Source organism: Pseudomonas sp. PDM24 (assembly GCF_019218905.1).
Lineage (GTDB): Bacteria > Pseudomonadota > Gammaproteobacteria > Pseudomonadales > Pseudomonadaceae > Aquipseudomonas.
The window spans coordinates 324068-348450 of the sequence record NZ_JAHUWR010000005.1 but is presented as its reverse complement, the minus strand read 5'-3'; the positions used below and the strand labels follow the sequence as shown (position 1 = coordinate 348450).

Genomic DNA, 24383 nt, shown 5'->3' with positions numbered 1-24383 from the left:
CCCAACGCCGCCCCCGTAGGAGCTGCCGCAGGCTGCGATCTTTTGACTGTAAAAGATCAAGATCAAAAGATCGCAGCCTGCGGTAGCTCCTACAGGGAGGCCGCGACCGCCATATGACGCAAGCAACGATTTAAAGGTCTTTTGCAGACACCTTTTTCTGTCCATCTGGTTAATAATCGACGGCATAATTTTTCGCCCCGGCACTCTGCTCAGCCAGAAGGTCGGGGCTTTGCTTTTACTGTCGAGTCACTGCCATGGATTGTGTTGTCGAGGTGTTCCGGTGAGCGCCACCCGGCGTAGCGCCGATGGATTTGCCCTGCAAGTGATGGTCGGGTTGTGTCTGATCTGGGGCGTGCAGCAGGTGATGATCAAGTGGGCCGCGCCCGACATCGCGCCGGTCATGCAAGCGGCGGGGCGGTCGGGTATTTCCGCATTGCTCGTAGGATTGTTGATCTGCTGGAAGGGCGGTTGGGATCAGGTTGGCACTACCTGGCGCGGCGGCTTGCTGGCGGGTGCGTTGTTTGGCCTGGAGTTTTTCTTCATTTCCGAAGGCCTGCAATTGACCACGGCCGCGCACATGTCGGTGTTCCTTTATACCGCGCCGATCTTCACCGCATTGGGCGTGCATTGGCTGCTGCCCAGTGAACGTTTAAGACCGGTGCAGTGGCTGGGGATTGTTCTCGCCTTCATCGGCATTGCCATTGCGTTTGCCGGTGGCGTGTCGTGGGACAACCTCGACCACCGCATGCTGATGGGCGATGCGTTGGGCGTGCTGGCTGGCGCGTCGTGGGGCGCGACCACCGTGGTGGTGCGCGCCTCGCGCCTGTCGGAAGCGCCGGTGACGCTGACGCTGTTTTATCAACTGATCGTCGGCTTCGTCGGCCTGCTGTTGATCGCGATCCTCAGCGGGCAGGTCACTCATGTCAGCCTGACCACTGTTGCCGTGGCCAGTGTGTTATTCCAAGGGTTGGTGGTGTCGTTCTTCAGTTACCTGACCTGGTTCTGGCTGCTGCGTCGTTATCTGGCGGCGAACCTGGCGGTGTTTTCGTTCATGACGCCGCTGTTCGGCGTCACATTCGGCGTGGTGCTGCTGGGCGAAGAACTGAGCCTGAACTTTGTGATCGGCGCGGTGCTGGTGCTGCTCGGGATCACTTTTGTGAGCGCAGAGCAGTGGGTCCGCCGTCGTTTGCGCAAAGCACTTGGGCAACCCTGACCGGGCGCAGCAACAAACCTCCTGCGATGAGCAAACCGCTGCCGGCGATCACCAGCGCGGGTTGCAATCCACCGCTGAAATGACTGCTCAGCGCGGCCAGCAACGGCCCGCTGAGCTGACCCACGGCGAAGCACGCGGTCAGCAGCCCGGCGTTGCGCTGGGTGGCATGGGGCGCCAGTTCCCGGGAGCGCTGCATCACCAGTTGCATGCAGGCCAGGAACGGCCCGCCACACAAGATCACCCCCAACGCCAGGCCGGCACCGCTACCCAACAGGCAGGCGAAGACCCCGGCCGCTTGCAACCACAATGTTGCCATCAGCCAATGGCGAGTGGCATTCGGGTTGTGCCGACGCAGGCTCACCAACACCACCCCGATTGCCGCCGCCAGACCGAAGCATGGCCAGAACAGATCGGCTTGCCATTGCCCATGGAACTGTGCGCTGGCCATTTGCGAGAGGAAAGTGGCCGGGATGATGTAGCCCAAACCGTATAACCCATAGATCACCGGTAAACGTCCGACACCTTGGGCACCCGATGTGACGGCAGATGGGGACGCCGTAGAAAGAGCGGCCGGTTGCGGCAGGAACGGCAGAATCCCCAACAGCATCACCACCCCGACTCCGGCATACACCAGCCACAAGACTGCGGACGTCTGCCCCAGCAGGTTCGAGCCCAAGGCCAACAACCCTGTCAGAAAAATCCCCAGACCCGGCCCGGCAAAGACCAAGGCGCCAAGCCGCGGACGACCGGCCGCCGCTGCCAACGGTTGACTCAATGCAGTAATCATCACTAACACCCACGCACTGGCCACGCCTGTGCCGAAACGCAATGCCAGATGCGACCAGAACCCGTTGGCCCAGAACGAGGCCAGAGTCAGCAGCACACAGAGCCACAAACCGCCGAGCAGGCGTCGACGAACCTGGTCGGGGCGACTAGCGAACATCGTGTCCACCGCGCCGACGAAGTAGCCGAGGTAGTTGGCGGCGGCAATCAGACCGGCGGCAGTCAGGTCGATCTGGCCTTCGCTGAGCAAGTGCGGCAGTTGCGGGGTCAGGGCGAAACGCCCGATGCCCATGGCCATCATCAGGGCGATGAAGCTGGCGGTTAAGCGAATCAGAGGGGACATGGTCTGAGTTCCGTTTCGAGGATCAATGACCGTCAGGCTAGGACTGATTGACTTTCTTTAAAAATGAATAATAGTGAGAAACTTGTTCTGATTTGGAGAATTGCGTGGAATTCAGCCAATTGCGGATTTTCCAGGCGGTGGCGCAGGAGGGCTCCATTACCCGCGCTGCTGAACGATTGCATCGCGTGCCGTCCAACCTGTCGACCCGGCTCAAGCAGCTCGAAGAGCAACTCGGTGTCGAACTGTTCGTACGTGAGCGTCAGCGTTTGCAGTTGTCACCTGCGGGAAAAGTCCTCTTGGACTACACCGCCAAGCTGTTCGCCTTGCACGACGAAGCCCACGCGGCAGTGCAGGGCGGGCAACCGGCCGGGGACTTCGTACTGGGCACCATGTACAGCACCGCCGCAATTCACCTGCCAGAGCTGTTGGCGCGTTATCACCGCAGCTATCCGGCGGTGAACCTGCAAGTGCAATCGGGCCCCAGCGGCGAATTGCTCGAAGGTCTGCTCACCGGGCGCCTCGATGCGGCGCTGGTGGACGGTCCGCTGGAACTGGCCGGGCTCGACGGCGTGCCGTTATGCCACGAACGGCTGGTATTGATCAGCGAGGCCGATCATCCGCCGGTACGCAGTGCACTGGATGTCGAAGGACGTTCGGTGTTCACGTTTCGGCAGGGCTGTTCCTATCGGATGCGTCTGGAAGCCTGGTTTGCCCATGACCATGCAGCCATGGGCCGGGCGATGGAGATCGAGTCTTATCCGGGAATGCTTGCCTGCGTGATTGCCGGCTCCGGCGTAGCGCTGATGTCGGAGTCGATGCTCGCTAGTCTGCCGGGGCGCGAAAGTGTGGCGGTGCACCCGTTGGCCGAGCCGTTCGCCAGCGCGACCACGTGGCTGATGTGGCGCAAAGGCATGGTCGGGGCCAACCTGAATGCATGGATCGAGCAGCAGCAGGCGGTGTATCCGTCGGCAGCGATTCAGACCCAGGCAATTGCTTGAACGGGCGGTCTGGGATTTGGATCAATTTAGTAACAGATCATTGCGATCTTGGGCGAGCATTGCGTAGGACTTCGGACTATTATCAGTGCGAAGGGGCTACAGAACTTCAGCCGCTCGGCACTACCCTGAAGGGGGCACCATGAAAGAGAAAATCCAAAACTGGCTGCATGACCTGGGTGTCGCACTCGGTTTGATCGAACCGCCTCTGCAACCCATACCCATTCGCACTGACGACGAACAACGTCGCCGCCAGCAGCAGCGCCGCCGGTAATTCTGGCAAATCACCTGTGGCGAGGGAGCTTGCTCCCGCTGGGGCGCGCAGCGGCCCCATTCATCGCCACAGAGGTGGATCAGGTCGAGCACGGATGCAGCTTGCGATTGCTGCGCAATCGAGCGGGAGCAAGCTCCCTCGCCACAGAGGTTCATTCGTCATATCGGTGGTATCTGACAACCCGTCTCAATACCGCCCGATCTCAATCAAAAACCGGCTCAAGTCGTCGACGGTCGTCGCAGTCTTGAGCATCCGGTCTTCTTCGGCGGTAAACGCTGTCAGTCCCAGCTGATCTTCCAGATGGAAAATCAGATCTTCAATGTCTTCTTTATCCAGTCCCAACTGCACCAGAGGGGTGTTGTCGTCGAAGTCATCCCGGCCCTCGAGCAGGCGGCTGATGAAGCGGTGCACGGCTGTATGAACGGCGTCTCTTGTCATGATTGTTCTTCGAGGGCGTTATTGTTGTTGTCCCTGGTGCTGAGTACAGCAGGCTTCAGGCGTGTCGGCGCTGCCACTCGTCAATCATCGTGCGCAAATACTCCCCGGAAAAACTCCCGAAATGCCCGCCATGCACGGTGCGGATCGGCAGCGCACGCAAGCGTTGCAGGCTGCGGGCGTAGTCGTCGAGGTTGGAGTGATAGGCGTCTTCGATCAGTGGCCCGTCGTAAATGATGTCGCCGCTGAACAGGGTTTCGGTCGCCGCTTCAAACAGGCTGATGCCGCCCGGTGAATGACCCGGTGTGTGCAGCACTTGCAAGACCCGATCACCGAGATCGAGCACGTCACCTTCTTCAATCAAACCCGTGGCCGGTGCGGCTTTGACCCGGTATTCGGCGTAGCACAACGGGCAGTCGGGGTGAGCCTCGAACATGTCGTCACCGACGAAAGCCTTGCTCAGGGTGTTGTCGCCATCGGGCTCGGCGAGGATCTGTGCTTCGGCCGGGTGCACCAGCCGTTCGGGAAACTCGTGATGGCCGGCAATGTGATCGAAATGGCAATGGCTGGCCACTGCCACCAGCGGTCGTTCGGTGAGCCACGGCAATTGCTCGCGCAGGCTGACCAGCCCGGAACCGCTGTCCAGCAGCAAATCCTTGTCACGCCCCTGAATGTGCCAGAGGTTGCAGCGGTAAAAGGGCCTAATGTAAGGCTCGTGAATCAGGCGTATGCCGTCGCTGAGCTGTTTGACCTCGAACCACTGATCGCGAGAAACAATCTTCATCAAAGGTTTTCTCCAGACGAAAAAAACGGGTGTGGCAACCGACGCCACACCCGTCGAAGAAAGCATCAAGTCGTTATGTTCAGCTTAGGCAGGGCTGGCCACCACTGCCGGGCGACGGGACAGCAGGCTGACCACCACGAAACTCACCAGGCCTACGCCGAGGCTGTAGTAGATCGGGGTGTTGGCGTCCATACCGTCCTTGACCATGAACAGCAGCGCGGTGGCGAAGCCCATGCCCATGCTGGCGATAGCGCCGGCGGTGGTTGCGCGTTTCCAGAAGATTGCACCGATCAGCGGGATCAACATGCCGCCCACCAACAGGTTATAGGCCAGGGTCAGGGCACTGATCACGTCGTTGACGACCAGCGCGATACCCAGCACGGCGATGCCGGTCAGCAGGGTGAACAGGCGGTTGACCGCCAGGCTCGACTGTTTACCGCCGCGCAGTTTCGGCAGCAGGTCTTCGGTCAGGGTGGTGGCGGCGGCGAGCAGGCCGGCGCTGGCGGTGGACATCATGGCCGCCAGGGCAGCCGCGATCACCAGGCCACGGATACCGTCCGGCAGGGACAGTTTGACGATGGCGGCGAAGGCGTTGTTGACGTTGTCCAGGTCCGGGATCAGCACATGAGCGGCCATGCCGATCAGGGCGCAGGCCAGTCCGTAAAGGATGCAGTAGAAGCCTGCGAATGTACCGGCGACCTGAGCCACTTTGGCGCTCTTGACGGTGAACACACGCTGCCAGATGTCTTGGCCAATCAGGATCCCGAAGAAGTAGATCATGAAGTAGGTGATGATGGTGTCCCAGCCAATCGTGGTGAAGCTGAAGGCGGTTGCCGGCAGTTTCAACACCAACTCATCCCAACCACCGACGCGGTACAGGCAGATTGGCAACAGGATGAACATCAAGCCCACGGTCTTGATGACGAACTGGACGATGTCGGTCAGGGTCAGGGACCACATGCCGCCGATCGCCGAATAAATCACCACCACGCCACCGCCGACCAATACCGATAGCCAGAACGGCAGGTCGAACAGCACTTGCAGCACGGTGCCAATGGCCAGGATCGAGACCACGCCGATCATCAGCGCATACGCCAGCATGATCACCGCGCTCGCGGAGCGGGCCATCGGGTTGTAGCGTTTTTCCAGCACCTGGGTAACGGTGTAGATTTTCAGTTTCAGCAGCGGTTTGGCGAGGAACAGGTTCAGCGCCACAATCCCGCAACCGAGGGCCGCGCAGAGCCAGAAACCGGAGATGCCATGGACGTAGCCCAGGCGCACGGTGCCGACGGTAGATGCGCCGCCCAGAACGGTCGCGGCCATGGTGCCCATGTACAGGCTCGGGCCGAGGTTACGACCGGCGACCAAAAAGTCTTCGTTGGTCTTGGCCTTGCGCATGCCGTAGTAGCCGAGTATCAGCATCGCGGCGGCGTAGATGAGTACGACGAATAAATCCAAAGCCATGATGGCGTGTCTCCGATTGTCTTTTTTATGGTGAGGCGAAAATCAATCTTTGTGGAAAACCGACCCCTGTAGGAGCGAGGCTTGCCCGCGAAGGGAGCGCCGCAGTCCACCAGGCAGACCGCGTCATCGTTCTTCGCGGGCAAGCCTCGCTCCTACAGGTAATGCGTTGACCACAGGTAATGCGTTGAATCAGGCGGCTTGTCGTATCGCCGGTTTACCGAGCGAATCCGTGCCCTTGCTGCGTGCATCGTTGGGGCCGAACACCGCAGCCGGTTCCGGGAACAGGCTCAGCAGCGTCAGGTACACCACGGAGGCCAGGCCGAGGGTCACCGGCAAGCTGATGTCGATCCCACCAGCGAGGTTGCCCAGCGGCCCGACAAACTGCCCCGGCAGGTTCACGAAGCACAAACCCACCAATGCACTTGGGATCCAGGCACCCAGGCCACGCCAGTTCCAGCCGTGGGTGAACCAGTAACGGCCACCTTTTTCGCCACGGGTGAACACTTGCAGGTCATCCGGGCAGTAGAAGCCGCGACGCACCAGCAGGCCGATGATCATGATCACCATCCACGGGGTGGTGCAGGTGATGATCAGCACAGCGAAGGTCGACACGCTCTGCACCAGGTTCGCCGCAAAGCGCCCGATGAAGATGAAAGCAATCGACATCACGCCGATCAGCAACGTTGCCTTGACCCGCGACAGCACCCTCGGGAACACGCTGGACATGTCCAGCCCGGTGCCATACAGCGAAGTGGTGCCGGTGGACATGCCGCCGATCACCGCAATCAGGCACACCGGCAGGAAGAACCAGCTCGGCGACACCGCCAGCAGACCGCCGACGTAGTTGTTGGCCGCGATGTAGTCCGGTGCTTTGATCGCAACGATGGTGGCGGTGGCGAGGCCGAACAGGAACGGGATGAAGGTGGCGATCTGCGAGATCACCACGGCGGCCATGATCCGGCGCTTGGAGGTGTCACGCGGGATGTAGCGTGACCAGTCGCCGAGGAACGCGCCGAAGGAAATCGGGTTGCTCATCGCTACCAGTGCAGCGCCGATGAAGGCCGCCCAGAAACCCGGTTGACCGAGGCTGACGCTGCCGGCGTAGTTCATATCGAAGGGACCGGCGAAAGCAAAGATACCCAACAGAAACAACAGGCTGGCGCTCCACACCGCGATCTTGTTGACCCACAGCAGGAAACGGAAGCCGTAGATGCACACCGTCAGCACCAGGATCGCGAACAGACCGTAGGCCAGGCCCAAGGTGAGGTCGGTTTCCGGCAGGCCGATCAGGCGTTTCGCGCCACCGATCAACGCATCGCCCGAACTCCACACCGAAAGCGAGAAGAAGGCGATGGCGGTCAGCAGCGACAGGAACGAACCGACGATTCGCCCGTGCACACCGAAATGCGCACCGGACGACACGGCGTTGTTGGTGCCATTAAGCGGACCGAACAAACCCATCGGCGCAAGGATCAGCGAACCCAGCAACACGCCCAGCACAATCGCCCAGACGCCCGCCTGGAAAGACAGGCCGAACAGCACCGGAAAACTGCCGAGCACGGCGGTGGCAAAGGTGTTGGAACCGCCGAAGATCATCCGGAACAAGTCCGTCGGGCCTGCGGTGCGTTCGTTGTCCGGGATCTGTTCGACCCCGTAGGTTTCGATTTGCGTAAGGCTTTGGTCTTTGTTGTTGTTATTCATGATCTGCTCCGATCATAAAGGCGCGCTCATCGTGTGTGAGCGTCACCTGTTTGGCTAAGGGGGTGGCAGCCCTTCCGGCATTGCGGACAAATGTTCGTGGCAGGCCAGCCATAGGCCTTGTTGTTCTTGGCCAGACGCCTGTTTTTTGAAAACAATCGTCTCGCGCTCCTGGCTGAAGTGTTGCTCCCCTTGCATGCGCAGCTCGGTGGCCACGTCATGGATGAAAATTGCCACGTCACCCTGCAGGCTGACGAAGGCGTTGCTCGAGGTGCACGACAGCACCTCGAAGCCGTCCTCGGCGCGCCAGGTGTCCCACAACGCCTGATAGGCATCGCGCGACAGCAGGGGCTGCTCGAGGGTGTAGAACACGAAGCTGGCATCAACGCTGAATGCGCCGAAGTAAGCTTCGCGATCGTTACGAGCAAAGGCCGACACCAGCTCAGCGGCGGCGTTGAGTACCTGATCACGTTCGCTCATGACCGATCCTCAGCGATGGACCACGCCTGGCAGTACGCAGAGCATTTCGTACAGCAGGTTGGCGCCCAACAGCGAGGTGTTGCCGGTGGTGTCGTACGCTGGCGAGACTTCCACCAGATCGCAGCCGACCAGATCGAGGCCTTGGCAGCCGCGCACGATTTCGATCGCTTGAATGGTCGTCAGACCGCCGATTTCCGGGGTGCCAGTGCCTGGTGCCCAGGCCGGGTCAATGCCGTCGATATCGAAACTCAGGTACACCGGACCGCCGCCGACTTTCTCGCGAACTTCGGCCATCAGCGGTGCCAGGGATTTGTGCCAGCATTCTTCAGCCTGAACCACACGGAAGCCTTGATTGCGGCTCCAGTTGAAGTCATCAGCGGTGTAACCCTGAGCGCGCAGGCCAATTTGCACCACGCGGTCGCAATCCAGAAGACCTTCTTCCACAGCGCGACGGAAGGTGGTGCCGTGGGCGATCTTCTCGCCGAACATGTGATCGTTCACATCGGCGTGCGCGTCGATGTGTACCAGGCCGACCTTGCCGTGCTTTTTATGGATGGCACGCAGGATCGGCAGGGTGATGGTGTGGTCGCCGCCGAGAGTCATGGGGATCACATCGTGTTCGAGGATGTTGTCGTAGGCCTCTTCGATGATCCGCACGGCGTCCAGCAGGTTGAACGTGTTGATCGCCACGTCACCGATGTCGGCAACCGACAGTGAATCGAACGGCGCGGCGCCGGTGGCCATGTTGTATGGGCGGATCATCACCGATTCCGCACGGATTTCACGCGGCCCGAAACGGGTGCCGGGGCGCAGGGAAGTGCCGATGTCCAGTGGGATGCCGATAAAGGCAGCGTCCAGGCCGGCAGCGGATGGCAAATGGGGAAGTCGCAGCATGGTGGCGATGCCGCCGAAGCGCGGCATTTCGTTGCCGCCCAGTGGTTGGTGAAGAATCTTGTCCACGGGTAAGGCCTCATCGTCGTTGTTTTATTTATGTCGGTTGCACGCTCGGGGAGAGACGGGCACCGCTGTGGGCCGATTCTGCGAAATGCAGTGACCGGGAAGAATCGCTACGGGCAAATACTTAGTTCAGATTTTTCTAAACTAATGGCGGCGACGGCGATAGACTTCCGCCATGCACAGAATCGCTGATGCCTGTCATTCATAGGCTGAACACCGCAACCCATGTGGGAGCGGGCTTGCTCGCGAAGGCGTCGTGTCAGTCGAAATCAATGTTGCCTGACATACCGCTTTCGCGAGCAAGCCCGCTCCCACAAGGGTTGTGTTTCAACAGAAGCACCGTGCGTATCCTTGCAACCGGAGCCCCCCATGGCCAACGCTTTACCCGACCTGAAACTATTGCGCATCTTCGTCAGCGTGGTCCGCCATCAGGGGTTCGCCAACGCCCAGCAAGAGCTCAACCTCTCGACCTCGGCCATCAGCACTTACATGAGCCAGCTCGAAGCGGCCTTGGGCCTGGTGCTTTGCCATCGCGGTCGCGGTGGTTTCAGCCTGACCAGCAAGGGTGAGCTGTTCCATCAGGAAACCCTGCGGCTATTGGCCGAACTCGAAGGTTTCGAACAATACGCCGCCGCCCTCAAAGGCGAGCTGCGCGGAACCTTGAACCTGGGCGTGATCGACTCCACCGTCAGCGATAAGGCCTTGCCCTTCGCCGAAGCCATCGGCGCCTACAGTCAGGAGCACCCGGCGGTGCATTTGCATCTGTCGGTCATGAGCCCTTACGAGCTGCAACTCGGCGTGCAGGACAACCGCCTCGACCTGGCCATCGGTGCCTTTTCCACGCGCATGAGCGGTCTGGTCTACATGCCGCTGTACCGCGAGCAACACTGGCTGTATTGCAGCAGCCGCCATCCGCTGTTCACCGAGCGGCGCATTCCCGAGCAAGTCATCACCCAACAGCGCATGGTCGGTCGCGGCTATTGGAGCCAGGCGGAACTGGCCCGCCACGGTTTCAAACACAGCGCGGCGACTGTGGAAAGTATGGAGGCCCAGTTGATTCTGGTGCTGTCCGGCGCCTACATCGGTTACTTGCCGGAGCACTACGCTCAGGCTTGGGCTGACAAAGGTGATTTACGCGTGCTGCTGCCGGCGACGTTCGGTTATCAGGCGCCGTTCTCGATGATCGTGCGCCGGGGCCGCAGCCGCGAACCGCTGATCCAGACCTTCCGTGATCTGCTTAAAGCACAACTGAATCAGGCTTAAGACAATGTCCAGAATCCAGTGCCCGCGTTGCCTGCGTCCGCAAACCCATTGCCTGTGCCCGCTGATCCCGAGCCTCGACAGCCGCACCCGGGTGTTGCTGCTTCAGCATCCGAGCGAAGTGAACCACGCGCTGAACACCGCGCGGTTGGCCGCGTTGGGGTTGAAGAATGCCGAGTTGATCGTCGGCGAGGTGTTCGAGGATTTGCCGGCGCTGTTGAATCAGCCGGGCTATCAGGCGCGGCTGCTGTTTCCCGCCGAGGATGCACAACCGTTGCAGGCTTACACCACCCATGATGAACCACTATTGCTGGTGGTCCCGGACGGCACCTGGCGCAAGGCGCGCAAAATGCTGCACCTCAATCCATTGTTGTCGGCGTTGCCCAGGGTGACATTGGCCGAGGGCGGGGTGTCGCGTTATCGCTTGCGCAAGGCTCCGGGGCCTGGGGCGTTGTCGACGGTGGAGGCGATTGTGCAGGCGTTGCAGACGCTTGAAGCGCCGAGCACTTTCGAGCCGTTGTTAAAACCGTTCGAGGCGTTGATCGAGGGGCAGATTGCGGCGATGGGGGAGGAGGTTTTTCAGCGCAATCATGGGCCGAAATAGTCGTTGTTTCTGAGGGCCTCTTCGCGAGCAAGCCCGCTCCCACATTAGACCGAGTTCCTTCAGGAGAAATGCGATCAACTGTGGGAGCGGGCTTGCTCGCGAAAGCGGTAGAACAATCACAGACAATCTCAACTCAAGACTACCTTTCGCGCATCGCCTCAGTCCGAGCTTTCAACACCGGTTTAAGCAGATAATCCAACACACTTTTCTCCCCGGTAATAATGTCCACCGTCGCCACCATCCCCGGAATGATCAGCAGCGGTTTCGCATCCCCGCCCAAGTGATTCTTGTCGGTTCTTACCTGAATCAGATAAAAGCTGTTGCCCTTGTCATCGGTGATGGTGTCCGCGCCAATCAACTCCAGCTTGGCACTCAGCCCGCCGTAAATCGTGTAGTCGTAAGCGCTGAACTTGACCATGGCTTTCTGGCCCGGGTGCAGGAACGCCACGTCTTGAGGGCGGACTTTGGCTTCGATCAGCAGGTTGTCTTCCAGCGGCACGATTTCCACCATGTCGTTGCCCGGCTGGACCACGCCGCCGATGGTATTGACCTTCAGCATTTTGATAATGCCGTGAACCGGCGACACCACGGTGGTGCGCGTCACCCGGTCGTCGATGGCAATGCTTGAGGCGGTGATTTTCGACAGGTCGGTGCGTTTCTCATTCAGCTCTTTTGCCGCGTCCGAACGGAAGGATTGTTCCGACTCGTCGATCTTGCTTTTGATCTCATTGATTGCCGATTCGGCACGGGGAATCGCCAGGGTCGTAGCGTTCAGCGAGCCGCGGATTTCCACCGCGCTGCGTTTGAGTCGCAGGATTTCCACCGGCGAAACCGCTCCGGTGCCCACCAGCGGCGCCGACATGTTCATCTCTTGTTGCAGCAGCGCCAGGCTGGAACTGAACTGCCCCTGTTTGGAACGGAATTCCGCCAGTTCCTGGGTTTTCTGCCGAAGTTGTTCGGTCAGCGTGCGCTGTTCGCTGGCCAGTCGGCGCTGGCGTTGTTCGTACAGCGAGCGTTCGTCCTCGGCCACTTGTGGCGCCTTGGCGATGACTTCCGCAGACAGCTTGAACGGCCGACCTTCCGCTTCGGCCGATAACCGTTCGACCTGCGCAGTCAGTGCATAACGATCCGCTTCGCTTTCACCCTTGTTCGACAGAAATCGCGTGTCATCCAGGCGCAGCAAGGTGTCGCCCTTGTTCACCATTTGCCCTTCGCGCACGAAGATTTCCGTGACGATGCCGCCCTCCAGGTTCTGGATCACCTGAATCTTGCTCGATGGAATCGCCTTGCCTTCACCCGTGGTGACTTCCTGCAACACGGCGAACTTGGCCCAGACCAGCGAGGTGATCAGCAGCGCTGCCGCCAGCCACACGGTGATCCGCGACCAGCGCGGCGAATCCTGCAACGACGCGCCGGCGGTTTCCGGCATGAATTCGCTTTCGGCACTTTTGCTGAAACTGCCGAGGTAGCTTCGGGCCGCTGAATCCGGTGTTTGAGCAGACATGGGCGATACCCGTCAGTTAGAGAAATAAAGCCGAACACAAACTGTGGCGAGGGAGCTTGCTCCCGCTCGGCGGCGAAGCCGTCGTAAAGTGCCCCTAAACCGTCGCAGAGCCGACACGGCCCTTGCGCAATGCATCGATGACTGCTTCTTTCGGGCCGTCGGCGACGATCCGTCCGTTGTCCAGCACCACCAACCGGTCCACCAGGCTGAGCATCGAGGTGCGGTGAGTGACCAACAGCAGGGTTTTGCCCTGAATCCAGCCGTGGAGTTTTTGCCGCAGGACGTCTTCGCTGCTGTTGTCCATGGCGCTGGTGGGTTCGTCGAGCAGCATGATCGGCGGGTCGAGCAACAAGGCCCGCGCCAGCAACACCGCTTGCCGTTGCCCGCCCGACAGCAACTGACCGCGTTCACCCACCGGCCGGTCGAAGCCATGGGGATGTTGGCGAGCCAGTTCGGTGACGCCGGTCAGTTCGGCGACTTCGAGCATCCGGGCATCGCTGATGTAGCGCGCGCCGAGGGTCAGGTTGTCGCGCAGGCTGCCGGCCAGCAGCGGCAGGTCGTGGGCGACGTAACCGATCTGTTGACGCAGGTCGGCGACGTCCAGTTGCCGCAGGTCCAGGCCATCGAGCAGCAACTGGCCTTCTTCCGGTGCATAGAAACCCATCACCAGCCGCGCCAATGTGCTTTTGCCCGAACCGCTGCGGCCGATGATGCCGATCCGCTCGCCCGGCTTCATGCTGAAGCTGACGTTGGCCAGGGCCGGAGCATTCTGGCCGTTGTAGTGGAACGTCACGCCGCTGACGTCGAGTGCGCCTTGCAGTTGCGTGCGCTCCAACGGCCGCTGTTTAGCGTCACGTTCTTGCGGCAACGACATCAGCGCATCGGTGCTTTTCATGGTCAGTTGTGCTTGCTGATAACGGGTGATCAGCCCGGCGATCTGTCCCAGCGGCGCGAGCACGCGGCTGCCGAGCATGTAGGTCGCCACCAGCGCGCCGACGCTGAGGTTGCCGGCAATGATGCTGTAGACCCCGGCGACGATGGTCGCCATGCCGGAGAACTGCTGAATGAACAACGTGCCGTTGGTGGCCAGCGCCGAGAGGTTGCGCGCGTGGCTGTCGAGGCGGGTGAGGGCGCCGTGGGTGCTTTCCCATTTGTGCTGGCGTTCGCTTTCGGCGCTGCAGGCCTTGAGGGTTTCCAGGCCGCCGAGGGTTTCGATCAGCAGGGCCTGGCGTTCGGCGCCGAGGCTCAGACTCTTCTGCACGGTGTCGCGCAGACGTGCCTGAATCACCATGGCAAAGATGATCGTGATGGGGAAGGCCAACAGCGGAATCACCACCAGCCAGCCACCGAGCAGGCCGATCACCACCAGCATCAGTACCGCGAAGGGCAGGTCGATCAGGCTGGTCAGCGTGACGGCGGTGAGAAATTCCCGAAGACCCTGAAAGTCATGAATGCTCTGGGCGAAACCACCGATGGTTGCTGGCCGCGCTTTCATCGCCATGCCGGTGATGCGTTCGAACAAGGTTGCCGAAAGAATCACGTCGGTTTTCTTCCCGGCCGTGTCCAGCAAGTGCGCGCGAACCACCCGCAGCACCAGTTCGAAGCCAGTGCCGATCAGCAAGCCGATCGACAGCACCCACAATGTTGAAGTGGCCTGGTTCGGCACCACTCGGTCGTAGGTCTGCATCACGAACAGCGGCACCATCAGGCCCAGCAGGTTGATCAGAAAACTCGCCAGAATCGCATCGCTGTACAGCCACTTCGACAACTTCAACGTGTCGCGAAACCATGCCTCGACTCGTGGCACCAGCGGCGCGCGCAAATCTTCGAGTTCATGCCGCGGCCGGGCGAACAAGGCCTGGCCGCTGTAGTTGGCGGCCAGCTCGTCCGTGCTGACCCATTGTTCTCCACCGTCGGCTTCGCTCGGCAGAATCAGCGCCTGACCGTCATCGCCGAAGCGACGCAAGATTGCGCAGCGGCCATGGTTGAGGATCAGCATCACAGGCAGGTTGAGCGAGGAAATCTCCCCCAGTTCACGGCGCAGCACACGCGCCTGCAAACTGGCCCGGGCCGCTGCGCGCGGCAGCAGGTCCAGGCTCAAACGTTGGTGTGCCATTGGCAGCCCGGCACTCAGGCTGGCGCGACTGACCGTCGCGCCATGAAGTTTGCAGAGAATCAACAGACCGTCCAGAAGCGGGTCGTCGAAGCTCAGACGCGGATCGACACCCGTGTTGCCGGTTTCCATGCTGGTCATATTGATTGCCTGTGGCGAGGGAGCTTGCTCCCGCTTGAGTGCGCAGCACTCACACTGTCTTCATCTTCAATCGGTGTTCGGGGTTGCTGCGCAACCCAGCGGGAGCAAGCTCCCTCGCCACAATTGGTCACGTTGAGCTACTTCATTTCAGTTCAGGCAAACGAGCTTCGTTTTTCACTTCGGTGGCGGCGATCGCATCGGCAGGCAGCACCACCCGTTGTTTGCTCAACAACTGACCCATGTTCGCCAGCACGCGGTACATCGAAAACTCCTCGGTGTAGCGCACTTCGGTGTAGCGGCGGTTGGCGTTGTAGAGCTCGTTTTCACTGTCGAGCACGTCGAGCAAGGTCCGTTGACCCAGGCCGAACTGATCCTGATACGCGGCCCGCACACGGGTGGTGGTTTCGGCGTATTCACGGGCGGTCGGAGTTTGTTTCTTGGCGTTGAGCATGGCGTTCCAGGCCAGGTGGATGTTCTCGTTGAGCTGGCGCAGGGCGTTGTTGCGGATGTCCAGCGCCTGGTTGATCTGGTGCGCATCGGAGGCCAGCCGGGCCTTGTCGCTGCCACCGCGGAACAGGTTGTAGTTCATCACCACACCCACTCGCCATTCGTTGTCGTGGCCTTCGTCGCCCTGGATATTGTTATTCGCGCCCACCGCTGCTTCAGCGTCAAAACGCGGGTAGAACGGCGACTTGGCGACTTCGTACTGGCTCTCGGCCGATTGCACATCGGCCTGGGCGGATTTCAGGTACGGGTTGTTTTCCACCATGCTCTGCTGGGCTTCCGGCAGGGTGGTGGGCAATTCGCCGCGGGTCGATGGCGGTGCTTCGAGTTCATCGGGCATGCGCCCCACGACGCTGTAGAAATTTGTCTCGGCATCGGCCAGATCGACTTCGGCGGTGTCGAGGTTGTTTTGCGCCAGTGCCCGGCGAGCGGTGGACTGGTCGGCGTCGGCGTTGCTGCCGATTCCACGTTGGGTACGCAGGCCTATCTGATCATTGACCCGCATGTGCGCTTGCAGGTTGTTCTTGGCCAGGGTCACCAGTTCGCGGCGTTTGAGCACTTCGAGGTACACCTCGACAGTGCGCAGGGCCAGATCCTGGGCGGTGCCTTGAGCGTAATAGGCCCGCGAGTTGGCCACGCCTTTGGTGCGCGCGACTTCGTTGGAGGTGTTGAAACCGTCGAACAGCATCTGCCGCAGGCGCAGTTCCGATTGGGTGTAGTTGAGGATTTCGGTGTGGTGATTGCCCTGCGCCCGAGTGGTGGTGTTATCGCTGTACCCGCGCCCGTAGCCGGCGTTCAAATCCACCGATGGATAAAAGCCCCCTTTGGCGACTTTAACCTGCTCGTCGGCCGAGAGCCGGGCATCGACCCGCGACGCCAGTTCCGGGTGGGTCGCAATGGTGCTCTGGATCGCCTCGGTCAATGACATCGCCTGAGCCTGAGAAGTGCAGGCCATGGCCAGCAAAATCGCGCTGCAGAGGGGGGTTAAAACGCGCATGGATGCCTCTCCCTGATTCCTGATGGTACTTAGTGAGTCGCCAAATATTTGACGTTATTTTTAAGTGAAACCGTCTCACCCTTGTTACAACAGAGCTAAGAACATCCTGACGCGAAGCTAAGAAGGATTTCTCATAACGCTTATGCCGAAAAAAACTTATGCGCTCTGAAAAATCCAGCACATTGTTCAATGCGAAAGCCTTTGTTTATGAGCTCTCAGGAGCATCGAAGGGCTTGAGGAAAGTTCAATTCACTTTTCGACACAGAGCGAAGAAGTGCTGGAGGGGAGGGAAGCGAGACGGTTTAGAGGCGACAATTTTTTGTCACTCAAGTGATTCAAAACCGTTACGCATCGTTAGCAGGGCGGTTATTTTGGAAGTGGATCCCGATGCCGTTGATTGCAGAGGGTTTTATCCCGATCCAGAAATTCCCCTTGCGAGCGACACGCCTGGCGAAAGTGTCGGGAGGCAGTGGTTTACGTCAGGTAAACGCTTTCTCGGCAAACGATCCATCAGGCCAACCTGCTTGAACCATGGGCACGTTCTTCGCGCAAACAGGATGCCGACAGCAGTTGGCAGCGGAGGAAATGCACATGGCAACGCTCATCGGTATCGTCAGTAAAGTCATCGGTCAGGTGTATGCAGTGGCGGGTGATGGCACCCGACGTACCCTGGTCGAGGGCGATCGGCTGTTTGCCGGCGAGCAGTTGGTCACCGGGGCCGAAGGCGCGGTGGCGGTGCAACTGAAAAATGGCCAGGAGCTGACCCTGGGGCGTGACAGCAGCCTGCAGATGACGTCCCAATTACTGGCGCATCAGGTCCCGCACGTGGAGACCTCTGAGGCGGTGACGCCGAGCCAGGCGCAACTGACCGATGTCGAGCAGCTGCAAAAAGCCATTGCCGCCGGCGCCGACCCGACTCAAACAGGCGAAGCCACTGCCGCCGGACCGGGCTCGGGCGCGCCGGGTGGATTGGGCGGCGGTCACAGTTTTGTGTTGCTGGAGGAAGTGGCGGGCCGGGTCGATCCCACGATTGGTTTCCCCACCGCGGGCTTCAACGGTATTCCCGAATTCCCCCTGGCGCGCCGGGACCCGGACAACGGCGACAACGGCGCAGGTGGTGCGGGGGGAGCAGGCGCGCCGAATAATCCGGTTACACTCATTGGCCTGTCGGCGGCGGGGGGCGAACTCACCCTCAATGAAGCCCACCTGGCGGAAGGTTCGGCCAGCAACCCCGGAGCGCTGACTCAAAACGGCACCTTCACAGTCATTGCCGCTGACGGGCTGACCAGCCTGAACATCGGCGGGATCAACGTGATCAGTGGCGGTGTGCCCGCCGGTTTTCCGCAGTCGATCACCACTCAATTGGGCAACACCCTGACGATTACCGGCTACAACCCGGCCACCGGCGTAGTGAGTTACAGCTACACCCTGGTCGGCAACGAAACCCACTCGGCTGGCGATGGCGCCAACAACCTCAGTGAACAGTTCACCGTGGTCGCGAGCGACAGCAATGGCGATACCGCCACCGGTTCGCTGGACGTCAACATCACTGACGATGTGCCCAAAGCCATTGATGACACCAACGCCAATACCGCCTCGGAAACCCTGCTGACCCTGACCGGCAGCGTGCTGCCCAACGACCTCCAGGGCGCCGACCGCATTGCCACCGGTCCCGACAGCGGGCCGATCATCGGCGGTACGTTCAACGGGACTTACGGCACGTTGGTGCTCAACCCCAACGGCACTTACACCTACACCCTGAACACCAGCGATGCGGATTTCAAAGCCTTGCACGGCGGCGGCAGCGCCACGGAAACCTTCACCTACACCCTGACGGATGCCGATGGCGACACCAGCACCGCGAACCTGGTACTGGAGATTCACAACAACGATGACCCGGTGATCATCGGTGGGCTGAATGCCGAAGGCGGCGAGTTGACTGTCCATGAGAAAAACCTCGCCGACGGTAGCAGCCCTGATGCACCGGCACTGACTCAGAGCGGCACCTTCACCCTCACTGCGCTGGACGGCGTACAGACTCTGACCGTCGGCGGCATCGCCGTGGTCTCTGGTGGTGTGACCGCCGGTTTTCCGCAATCGATTGTCACCCCACTCGGCAGCACACTGACCATCACCGGTTTCAACAGCGCGACCGGCGTGGTCAGTTACAGCTACACCCTTGTCGATAACGAAACGCACCCGGATGCCAGCGGCGCCAACAGTATCTCCGAGCAGTTCGCCGTCGCTGTGGTGGATGACAATGGCACCATCGCCAATGGCAGTCTCGATGTGAACATCGTCGATGACCTGCCCCAGGCCGTGAATGACAGCAATGCCAATACCGCCTCGGAAACCCTGCTGACCCTGACCGGCAGCGTGCTGCCCAACGACATCCAGGGCGCCGATCGCATTGCCACCGGCCCCGACAGCGGACCGGTCATCGGCGGCACGTTCAACGGGACTTACGGCACCCTGCTACTCAACGCCAACGGCACCTATACCTACACCCTGAACACCAGCGATGCCGACTTCAAAGCCTTGAACGGTGGGGGAAGCGCTACCGAGAGTTTCGTTTACACCCTCACCGATTCCGATGGCGATACCAGCACCGCGACGCTGGTGCTGAACATTCATAACAACGACGACCCAGTGACCCTCGATGGCCTGAACGTCAACGGTGGTGAACTCACCGTATACGAGAAAAACCTCAGCGACGGCACCAGCCCCAACACCCCGGCCTTGACCCAAAGCGGCACCTTCACCGTCACCGCCCTCGACGGTTTGCAAACCCTGACCGTGGGCGGCATCGCGGTAGTCACCGGTGGCGTGGCCGCAGGCTTCCCGCAATCGATTGTCACTGCGCTCGGCAATACGCTGACCATCACCGGTTTCAACAGCACCACAGGCGTGGTCAGCTACAGCTACACCTTGACGGATAACGAAACCCATCCGAACGCCGACGGCACCAACAGCATCACCGAGAACCTCGACGTCGTTGCCACCGACGTCGATGGCAGCACGGCATTGGGTCAGATCAACGTCAACATCGTCGATGACTTGCCCACCGCCAACCCTGATCTCGCCACGATCGCCGAGGGCGCCACGGCCTCGGGTAACGTGCTGAACAATGACGTCGGTGGCGCCGACGGCCCGGCGCTCAGTGGTGCGGTGGTCGGCGTGCGCGCCGGCAGCGACACCTCGACTTCGGCTATTGGTGGCTTGAACACGCAAATCAACGGCACCTACGGCTACCTGACTCTGGATGCCAACGGCAATGCCGTGTACCACAGCAACCCGAACTCGGTCAGCGCGCCGGGCGCCACGGATGTGTTCACCTATACCGTGCGCGATGCTGATGGCGATGAAAGCACCACAACCATCACCATCAACGTGGCGGACTGCACCCTCGTAGCAGCCAGCGATAGCGACGTGACGGTTAACGAAAAAGCCCTGGATCTGACCCAGGATGGCCAGGACCTTGCAGCAGGCACCGTCATCGGCAGCGAGCCGGGCAATGCCGGTGAAACCGGCTCCGGTACGTTGGTGGGCTCGGTTACCGGCGCCACTGGCACGATCACTTACACCTTGGTCGGCAGCGCCACCGGGACTTATGGGCAAATCCTGCTCAACCCCGACGGCAGCTACACCTACACCCTGACCTCCCCACCAACGACCACGCCCCACGCCAACGACGGGCCGAACACCTTGAGCGAAAGCTTTACCTATCAAGCGACTGATCCCTTGGGCAACAGCGTCACCAGCACCATCGTGATCAATATCGTCGATGACGTACCCACCGCTCATGCCGATGCAGTCGCGGTGGCGGAGGGCGGGACCGTCAGCGGTAATGTGTTGGGCAATGATGTGCTCGGTGCCGACGGCCCTGCGTCGGGTGGTGCAGTGGTCGGCGTGCGCGCCGGTAGCGACACCTCGACCTCGGCCATCGGTGGTTTGAACACGCAAATCAACGGCACCTACGGCTACCTGACGCTGGATGCCAACGGCAACGCCGTGTACCACAGCAGTCCGAACTCGGTCAGCGCGCCGGGCGCTACGGACGTGTTCACCTACACCGTGCGCGATGGCGACGGCGATGAAAGCACCACGACCATTACCATCGACGTGGCCAACTGCTCCCTCGTTGTGCCCCCCGATACCGACGTGACGGTTCAGGAGAAAGCGCTGGATTTGACCAAGGATGGCCAGGACCTGGCAGCAGGCACGGTTACCGGTAGCGACCCTGACAATACCGGCGAAACCGCTTCCGGCACGCTGGTCGGTTCCATCACCGGCGCCACTGGCGCAATCACTTACACGTTGGTCGGTAACCCCACTGGCACCTACGGGCAAATCCTGCTCAACCCGGATGGCAGCTACACCTACACCCTGACGTCCGCACCCGCGACCACGCCCCATGCCAACGACGGACCGAATACCCTGAGCGAAAGCTTCACCTATCAGGCCACCGATTCTCTAGGCAACAGCGTCACCAGTACCATCGTGATCACCATCGTCGATGACGTGCCGACTGCGCACTGCGATTCAGTCGCGGTGATAGAGGGCGGGACCGTCAGCGGTAATGTGCTGGCCAACGATGTGCTCGGTGCTGACGGCCCGGCAGTGGGCGGTGCAGTGGTCGGCGTGCGCGCAGGAAGCGACACTTCGACTTCGGCCATCGGCGGTTTGAACACGCAAATCAACGGCACCTACGGCTACCTGACGCTGGATGCCAACGGCAACGCCGTGTACCACAGCAATCCGAACTCGGTCGGCGAGGCGGGTGCCACGGATGTATTCACCTACACCGTGCGTGATGCCGATGGCGATGAAAGCACCACCATCCTGACCATCGACGTCCACAACAACTGCCTCGTAACGGTCCCCGATACCGACGTGACCGTCTACGAAAAAGCCCTGGATTTGACCAAGGACGGCCAAGACCTGGCCGCGGGCACGGTTACCGGCAGCGAGCCTGGCCACACCGGTGAAACCGGCTCCGGTACGCTGGTCGGTGCGGTCACCGGCGCCACCGGCGCAATCACCTACACCCTGGTCGGCAGCGCCACCGGAACCTACGGGCAAATCCTGCTCAACCCTGACGGCAGCTACACCTACACCCTGACCTCGGCGCCGAAAACGTCGCCGAACGCCAACGACGGCGCGAACACCCTGAACGAAAGCTTCACCTACACCGCCACCGATTCGGTGGGCAACAGCACCACCGGCACCCTTGTGGTCAGCATCGTCGATGACGTGCCGTCTAACGCCGTCGCCTCGGACCGTTCGGTGCCCGCGGTGCAGATCGACTCCAACCTGCTGCTGGTGATCGACGTGTCCGGGAGCATGGACGATCCCTCCGGCGTATCGGGCCTGTCGCGGTTGGACCTGGCCAAGCAGGCGATCAGCGCACTGCTCGACAAGTACGACAATCTGGGCGACGTGAAGGTGCAGATCGTCACCTTCAGCAGCAGCGCCACGGACCAGACCTCGGTATGGGTCGATGTGGCGACGGCCAAATCGATCATCGCGACGTTGACGGCGGGTGGCGGGACCAACTACGACGTGGCCGTGGCGACCATGCAAACCGCGTTCGATACCTCGGGCAAACTCACCGGGGCGCAGAACGTCGGCTACTTCTTCTCCGATGGCAAACCCAACGAAGGCGACATCGGCACCGCGGACGAGGCCGCGCTCAAAGCCTTCCTCGACGCCAATGGCATCAAGAACTACGCCATCGGCCTGGGTAGCGGCGTCAGTAATGACAGCCTCGATCCAGTGGCCTATGACGGCAGCACGCACACCGACACCAATGCCGTGGCAGTGACCGACCTCAATCAACTCAACTCGGTACTCTCGGGCACCGTGCAAGGCGCGCCGGTCACCGGCTTGCTGCTGGGCGAGGGCGAGGGCGGTACGTTCGGCGCCGATGGCGGCTTCATCAAAACCATCACCGTCGATGGCACCACTTATACCTATGACCCCAAAGGCAACAGCAATCAGGGTTCGCTGATCTTCAGCGGCGGCGTCAACCACGGCACCTTCAACACCGCCAACAACACCTTGAGCATCGCCACCGACAACAGCGGCACGCTGCTGGTGAACCTCGACACCGGCGAGTACACCTACCTCTCGCAGAAAACCACGGCCGTGACGATCACCGAACACATTGGCTTCACTGCCAGCGACAACGACGGCGATCTGGCCAGCTCCACGCTGGTGATCAACGTGATTCCGAACACGCCACCAGTGGCGGTCGATGACCATGTCATCACCAATATTCTGTCGGGCAGCATTGTGGTGCCGGGCGAACTGCTGCTGGCCAACGACAGCGACGTCAATGGCGATGCGCTCACGGCATCGCCGACCACCTTCAACACCGGCTGGGCAGCCAAGGGCGGGGATTTTACCGGCACCAACCCGAACTTCAGTTTCACTGGAAATACCCAGGCAGTGACCATCGCCCGCAGCGCATTCGTCGCCAACACGGCAGCCATGACCGCGGTACTGGTAGTCAGCGGGGCATTGGGGGCGGTCAGCAACAACAATACCAACGACGAGGATCAGATCACCGTCAACCTCAAGCAGGGTGAAACCCTCAACCTGGACCACAACCTTGCGGCCGGCCACGTCACCATGGAGTACTCGGTCAACGGCGGCGCTTTCATTGCCATCGATGACGGCCAGACCATCACCGCCTCGGCGGACGGCACGTACCAGATCCACATCACCAACATCGACGACGGTGGCCCGGGCAACAGCGGCAAGGGGTCGGAAAACTACCAGTTGACCATGACCGTCAACTACGCCGGAGCCCACGACACCACGCCGGACTTCCACGGTACCTACACCGCCAACGACAACCACGGCGGCAGCGACTCGGCCAATGTGACCATCAGCTATCAGGACGGCCATACGCTGACCGGCACTTCAGGTGACGACGTACTGGTGGCGGGCGCTGGCAACAACGTCATCAATGCCGGCGACGGCAATGACGTACTCACCGCAGGTGGAGGCAACAACGAAATGCACGGTGGCGCCGGTAATGACTTGCTGTTCAGCGGAGCGGGCAATGACCTGCTCGATGGCGGCACCGGCAACGACACCGCGAGCTACGCCCATGCCACCGCCGGGGTCATCGCCGACCTGAGCCTGATTACCGCGCAAAACACCCTTGGCGCGGGCACCGACACCCTGACCGGCATCGAAAACCTCACTGGTTCAAACTTCAACGACAGCCTCATGGGTGACAACAACAGCAACATCATCAACGGCGGTCTGGGTGACGATGTGCTCAACGGCGGGGGCGGCGACGACTTCCTGATCGGTGGCCTGGGCAACAACACCCTCACCGGCGGCAGCGGCGCCGACACCTTCCAGTGGCTCAAAGGCAACAGCGGCCACGACGTCATCACCGACTTCACCCCAGGCACCGACAAACTTGACCTGTCGCAACTGCTGCAAGGAGAAAACGGCACCGCGGCATCGCTGGATGACTACCTGCACTTCACTGTCAGCGGCAGCGGTGCATCGGTCATCACCAGCATCGACGTCAGCGCCATGGCCGGCGCTACGCCGAACCAGACCATCGACCTTGCCGGCGTGAACCTGGCCAGCCACTACGGCGTCACCCCCGGGGCGGGCGGGGTGATTGCCGGCGGCGCGGATACGGCGACGATCATCAACGGCATGCTCAATGACCATTCGTTGAAGGTGGATACGGTGTGATCTGAAAGTACAAAACCCGCCATTTCTTTGGAAAGAAATGGCGGGCTTTTTGTTGTTTGGGGTTTTCAAAGTCAAAAGATCGCAGCCTTCGGCAGCTCCTACAGATTCG

The 24383-nt window shown here is 60.8% G+C and carries 16 protein-coding genes; 6 read left to right on the top strand and 10 right to left on the bottom strand.

Annotated elements, in window-relative coordinates:
- The first annotated feature begins 280 nt into the window (after positions 1–280).
- A complete protein-coding gene (locus KW837_RS18625) occupies positions 281–1213 on the top strand; it encodes a DMT family transporter (RefSeq protein ID WP_063341262.1) in 933 nt (310 codons plus the stop codon).
- Here KW837_RS18625 and KW837_RS18620 read toward each other — a convergent pair.
- Entirely contained in the window at positions 1149–2339 is a 1191-nt protein-coding gene (locus tag KW837_RS18620; RefSeq protein ID WP_218397829.1) for an MFS transporter, read from the bottom strand. The two genes, KW837_RS18625 and KW837_RS18620, sit on opposite strands and share 65 nt — an antisense overlap.
- Positions 2340–2443: 104 nt before the next feature.
- Here KW837_RS18620 and KW837_RS18615 point away from each other — a divergent pair, with 104 nt between their 5' ends.
- Entirely contained in the window at positions 2444–3337 is an 894-nt protein-coding gene (locus tag KW837_RS18615) for a LysR family transcriptional regulator (RefSeq protein ID WP_192343938.1), read from the top strand.
- A gap of 139 nt (positions 3338–3476) precedes the next feature.
- Positions 3477–3608 carry a PA1414 family protein gene (locus KW837_RS28830; RefSeq protein WP_256348862.1) on the top strand — a complete coding sequence of 44 codons (132 nt, stop codon included), beginning with the start codon at positions 3477–3479 and terminating at the stop codon, positions 3606–3608.
- A gap of 186 nt (positions 3609–3794) precedes the next feature.
- Here KW837_RS28830 and KW837_RS18610 read toward each other — a convergent pair whose 3' ends face one another.
- From KW837_RS18610 to speB, 6 genes are all read right to left on the bottom strand, one after another.
- A complete protein-coding gene (locus tag KW837_RS18610; protein ID WP_218397827.1) occupies positions 3795–4046 on the bottom strand; it encodes an acyl carrier protein in 252 nt (83 codons plus the stop codon).
- 55 nt (positions 4047–4101) lie between these two features.
- The gene (locus KW837_RS18605; RefSeq protein ID WP_218397825.1) at positions 4102–4827 is read right to left on the bottom strand and encodes an MBL fold metallo-hydrolase; all 726 of its coding nucleotides are present in this window, start codon (positions 4825–4827) and stop codon (positions 4102–4104) included.
- An 84-nt stretch (positions 4828–4911) separates the two neighbouring features.
- Positions 4912–6291 (bottom strand): sodium:solute symporter, encoded by a 1380-nt coding sequence (locus KW837_RS18600; protein WP_192343940.1) that lies wholly within the window; start codon positions 6289–6291, stop codon positions 4912–4914.
- A gap of 189 nt (positions 6292–6480) precedes the next feature.
- On the bottom strand, positions 6481–7992 hold the full coding sequence (locus tag KW837_RS18595) for a cytosine permease (RefSeq protein WP_218397823.1): 1512 nt from the start codon (positions 7990–7992) through the stop codon (positions 6481–6483).
- 54 nt (positions 7993–8046) lie between these two features.
- The gene (locus KW837_RS18590) at positions 8047–8469 is read right to left on the bottom strand and encodes a nuclear transport factor 2 family protein (protein ID WP_218397821.1); all 423 of its coding nucleotides are present in this window, start codon (positions 8467–8469) and stop codon (positions 8047–8049) included.
- Between the two features lie 9 nt (positions 8470–8478).
- Positions 8479–9429, bottom strand: coding sequence for an agmatinase (gene speB, locus KW837_RS18585; RefSeq protein ID WP_007905133.1), 951 nt, complete (start codon positions 9427–9429; stop codon positions 8479–8481).
- Positions 9430–9795: 366 nt separating this feature from the next.
- Here speB and KW837_RS18580 point away from each other — a divergent pair, with 366 nt between their 5' ends.
- Together KW837_RS18580 and KW837_RS18575 are read left to right on the top strand one after the other, a co-directional pair.
- Positions 9796–10689: a LysR family transcriptional regulator gene (locus tag KW837_RS18580; RefSeq protein ID WP_008013540.1), complete on the top strand. Its 894-nt coding sequence runs from the start codon at positions 9796–9798 to the stop codon at positions 10687–10689.
- Between the two features lie 4 nt (positions 10690–10693).
- Positions 10694–11290 carry a tRNA-uridine aminocarboxypropyltransferase gene (locus KW837_RS18575; RefSeq protein WP_218397818.1) on the top strand — a complete coding sequence of 199 codons (597 nt, stop codon included), beginning with the start codon at positions 10694–10696 and terminating at the stop codon, positions 11288–11290.
- Positions 11291–11429: 139 nt separating this feature from the next.
- Here the strand turns inward: KW837_RS18575 and KW837_RS18570 are convergent, their stop codons facing one another.
- The 3 genes from KW837_RS18570 to KW837_RS18560 all read right to left on the bottom strand — a co-directional run bounded on the left by KW837_RS18570 (position 11430) and on the right by KW837_RS18560 (position 16549).
- Positions 11430–12794 carry an HlyD family type I secretion periplasmic adaptor subunit gene (locus KW837_RS18570; protein WP_123494640.1) on the bottom strand — a complete coding sequence of 455 codons (1365 nt, stop codon included), beginning with the start codon at positions 12792–12794 and terminating at the stop codon, positions 11430–11432.
- Positions 12795–12888: 94 nt separating this feature from the next.
- Positions 12889–15048, bottom strand: coding sequence for a type I secretion system permease/ATPase (locus KW837_RS18565; protein WP_218397816.1), 2160 nt, complete (start codon positions 15046–15048; stop codon positions 12889–12891).
- Between the two features lie 142 nt (positions 15049–15190).
- On the bottom strand, positions 15191–16549 hold the full coding sequence (locus KW837_RS18560; RefSeq protein WP_218397815.1) for a TolC family outer membrane protein: 1359 nt from the start codon (positions 16547–16549) through the stop codon (positions 15191–15193).
- Between the two features lie 591 nt (positions 16550–17140).
- On the opposite strand from KW837_RS18560, the gene KW837_RS18555 reads away from it, so the two are divergent.
- Complete coding sequence (locus tag KW837_RS18555) at positions 17141–24274, top strand: retention module-containing protein (protein WP_218397813.1); 7134 nt, start codon at positions 17141–17143, stop codon at positions 24272–24274.
- The last annotated feature ends 109 nt before the right edge of the window (positions 24275–24383 follow it).

Bases quoted from the DNA above. Each gene is read 5' to 3' on its own strand.
- KW837_RS18610 (WP_218397827.1), bottom strand. From the start codon at position 4,046: ATGACAAGAGACGCCGTTCATACAGCCGTGCACCGCTTCATCAGCCGC.
- KW837_RS18575 (WP_218397818.1), top strand. From the start codon at position 10,694: ATGTCCAGAATCCAGTGCCCGCGTTGCCTGCGTCCGCAAACCCATTGC.
- KW837_RS18620 (WP_218397829.1), bottom strand. From the start codon at position 2,339: ATGTCCCCTCTGATTCGCTTAACCGCCAGCTTCATCGCCCTGATGATG.
- KW837_RS18565 (WP_218397816.1), bottom strand. From the start codon at position 15,048: ATGACCAGCATGGAAACCGGCAACACGGGTGTCGATCCGCGTCTGAGC.
- KW837_RS28830 (WP_256348862.1), top strand. From the start codon at position 3,477: ATGAAAGAGAAAATCCAAAACTGGCTGCATGACCTGGGTGTCGCACTC.
- KW837_RS18580 (WP_008013540.1), top strand. From the start codon at position 9,796: ATGGCCAACGCTTTACCCGACCTGAAACTATTGCGCATCTTCGTCAGC.
- KW837_RS18595 (WP_218397823.1), bottom strand. From the start codon at position 7,992: ATGAATAACAACAACAAAGACCAAAGCCTTACGCAAATCGAAACCTAC.
- KW837_RS18605 (WP_218397825.1), bottom strand. From the start codon at position 4,827: ATGAAGATTGTTTCTCGCGATCAGTGGTTCGAGGTCAAACAGCTCAGC.
- KW837_RS18590 (WP_218397821.1), bottom strand. From the start codon at position 8,469: ATGAGCGAACGTGATCAGGTACTCAACGCCGCCGCTGAGCTGGTGTCG.
- KW837_RS18560 (WP_218397815.1), bottom strand. From the start codon at position 16,549: ATGCGCGTTTTAACCCCCCTCTGCAGCGCGATTTTGCTGGCCATGGCC.
- KW837_RS18555 (WP_218397813.1), top strand. From the start codon at position 17,141: ATGGCAACGCTCATCGGTATCGTCAGTAAAGTCATCGGTCAGGTGTAT.
- KW837_RS18570 (WP_123494640.1), bottom strand. From the start codon at position 12,794: ATGTCTGCTCAAACACCGGATTCAGCGGCCCGAAGCTACCTCGGCAGT.
- KW837_RS18600 (WP_192343940.1), bottom strand. From the start codon at position 6,291: ATGGCTTTGGATTTATTCGTCGTACTCATCTACGCCGCCGCGATGCTG.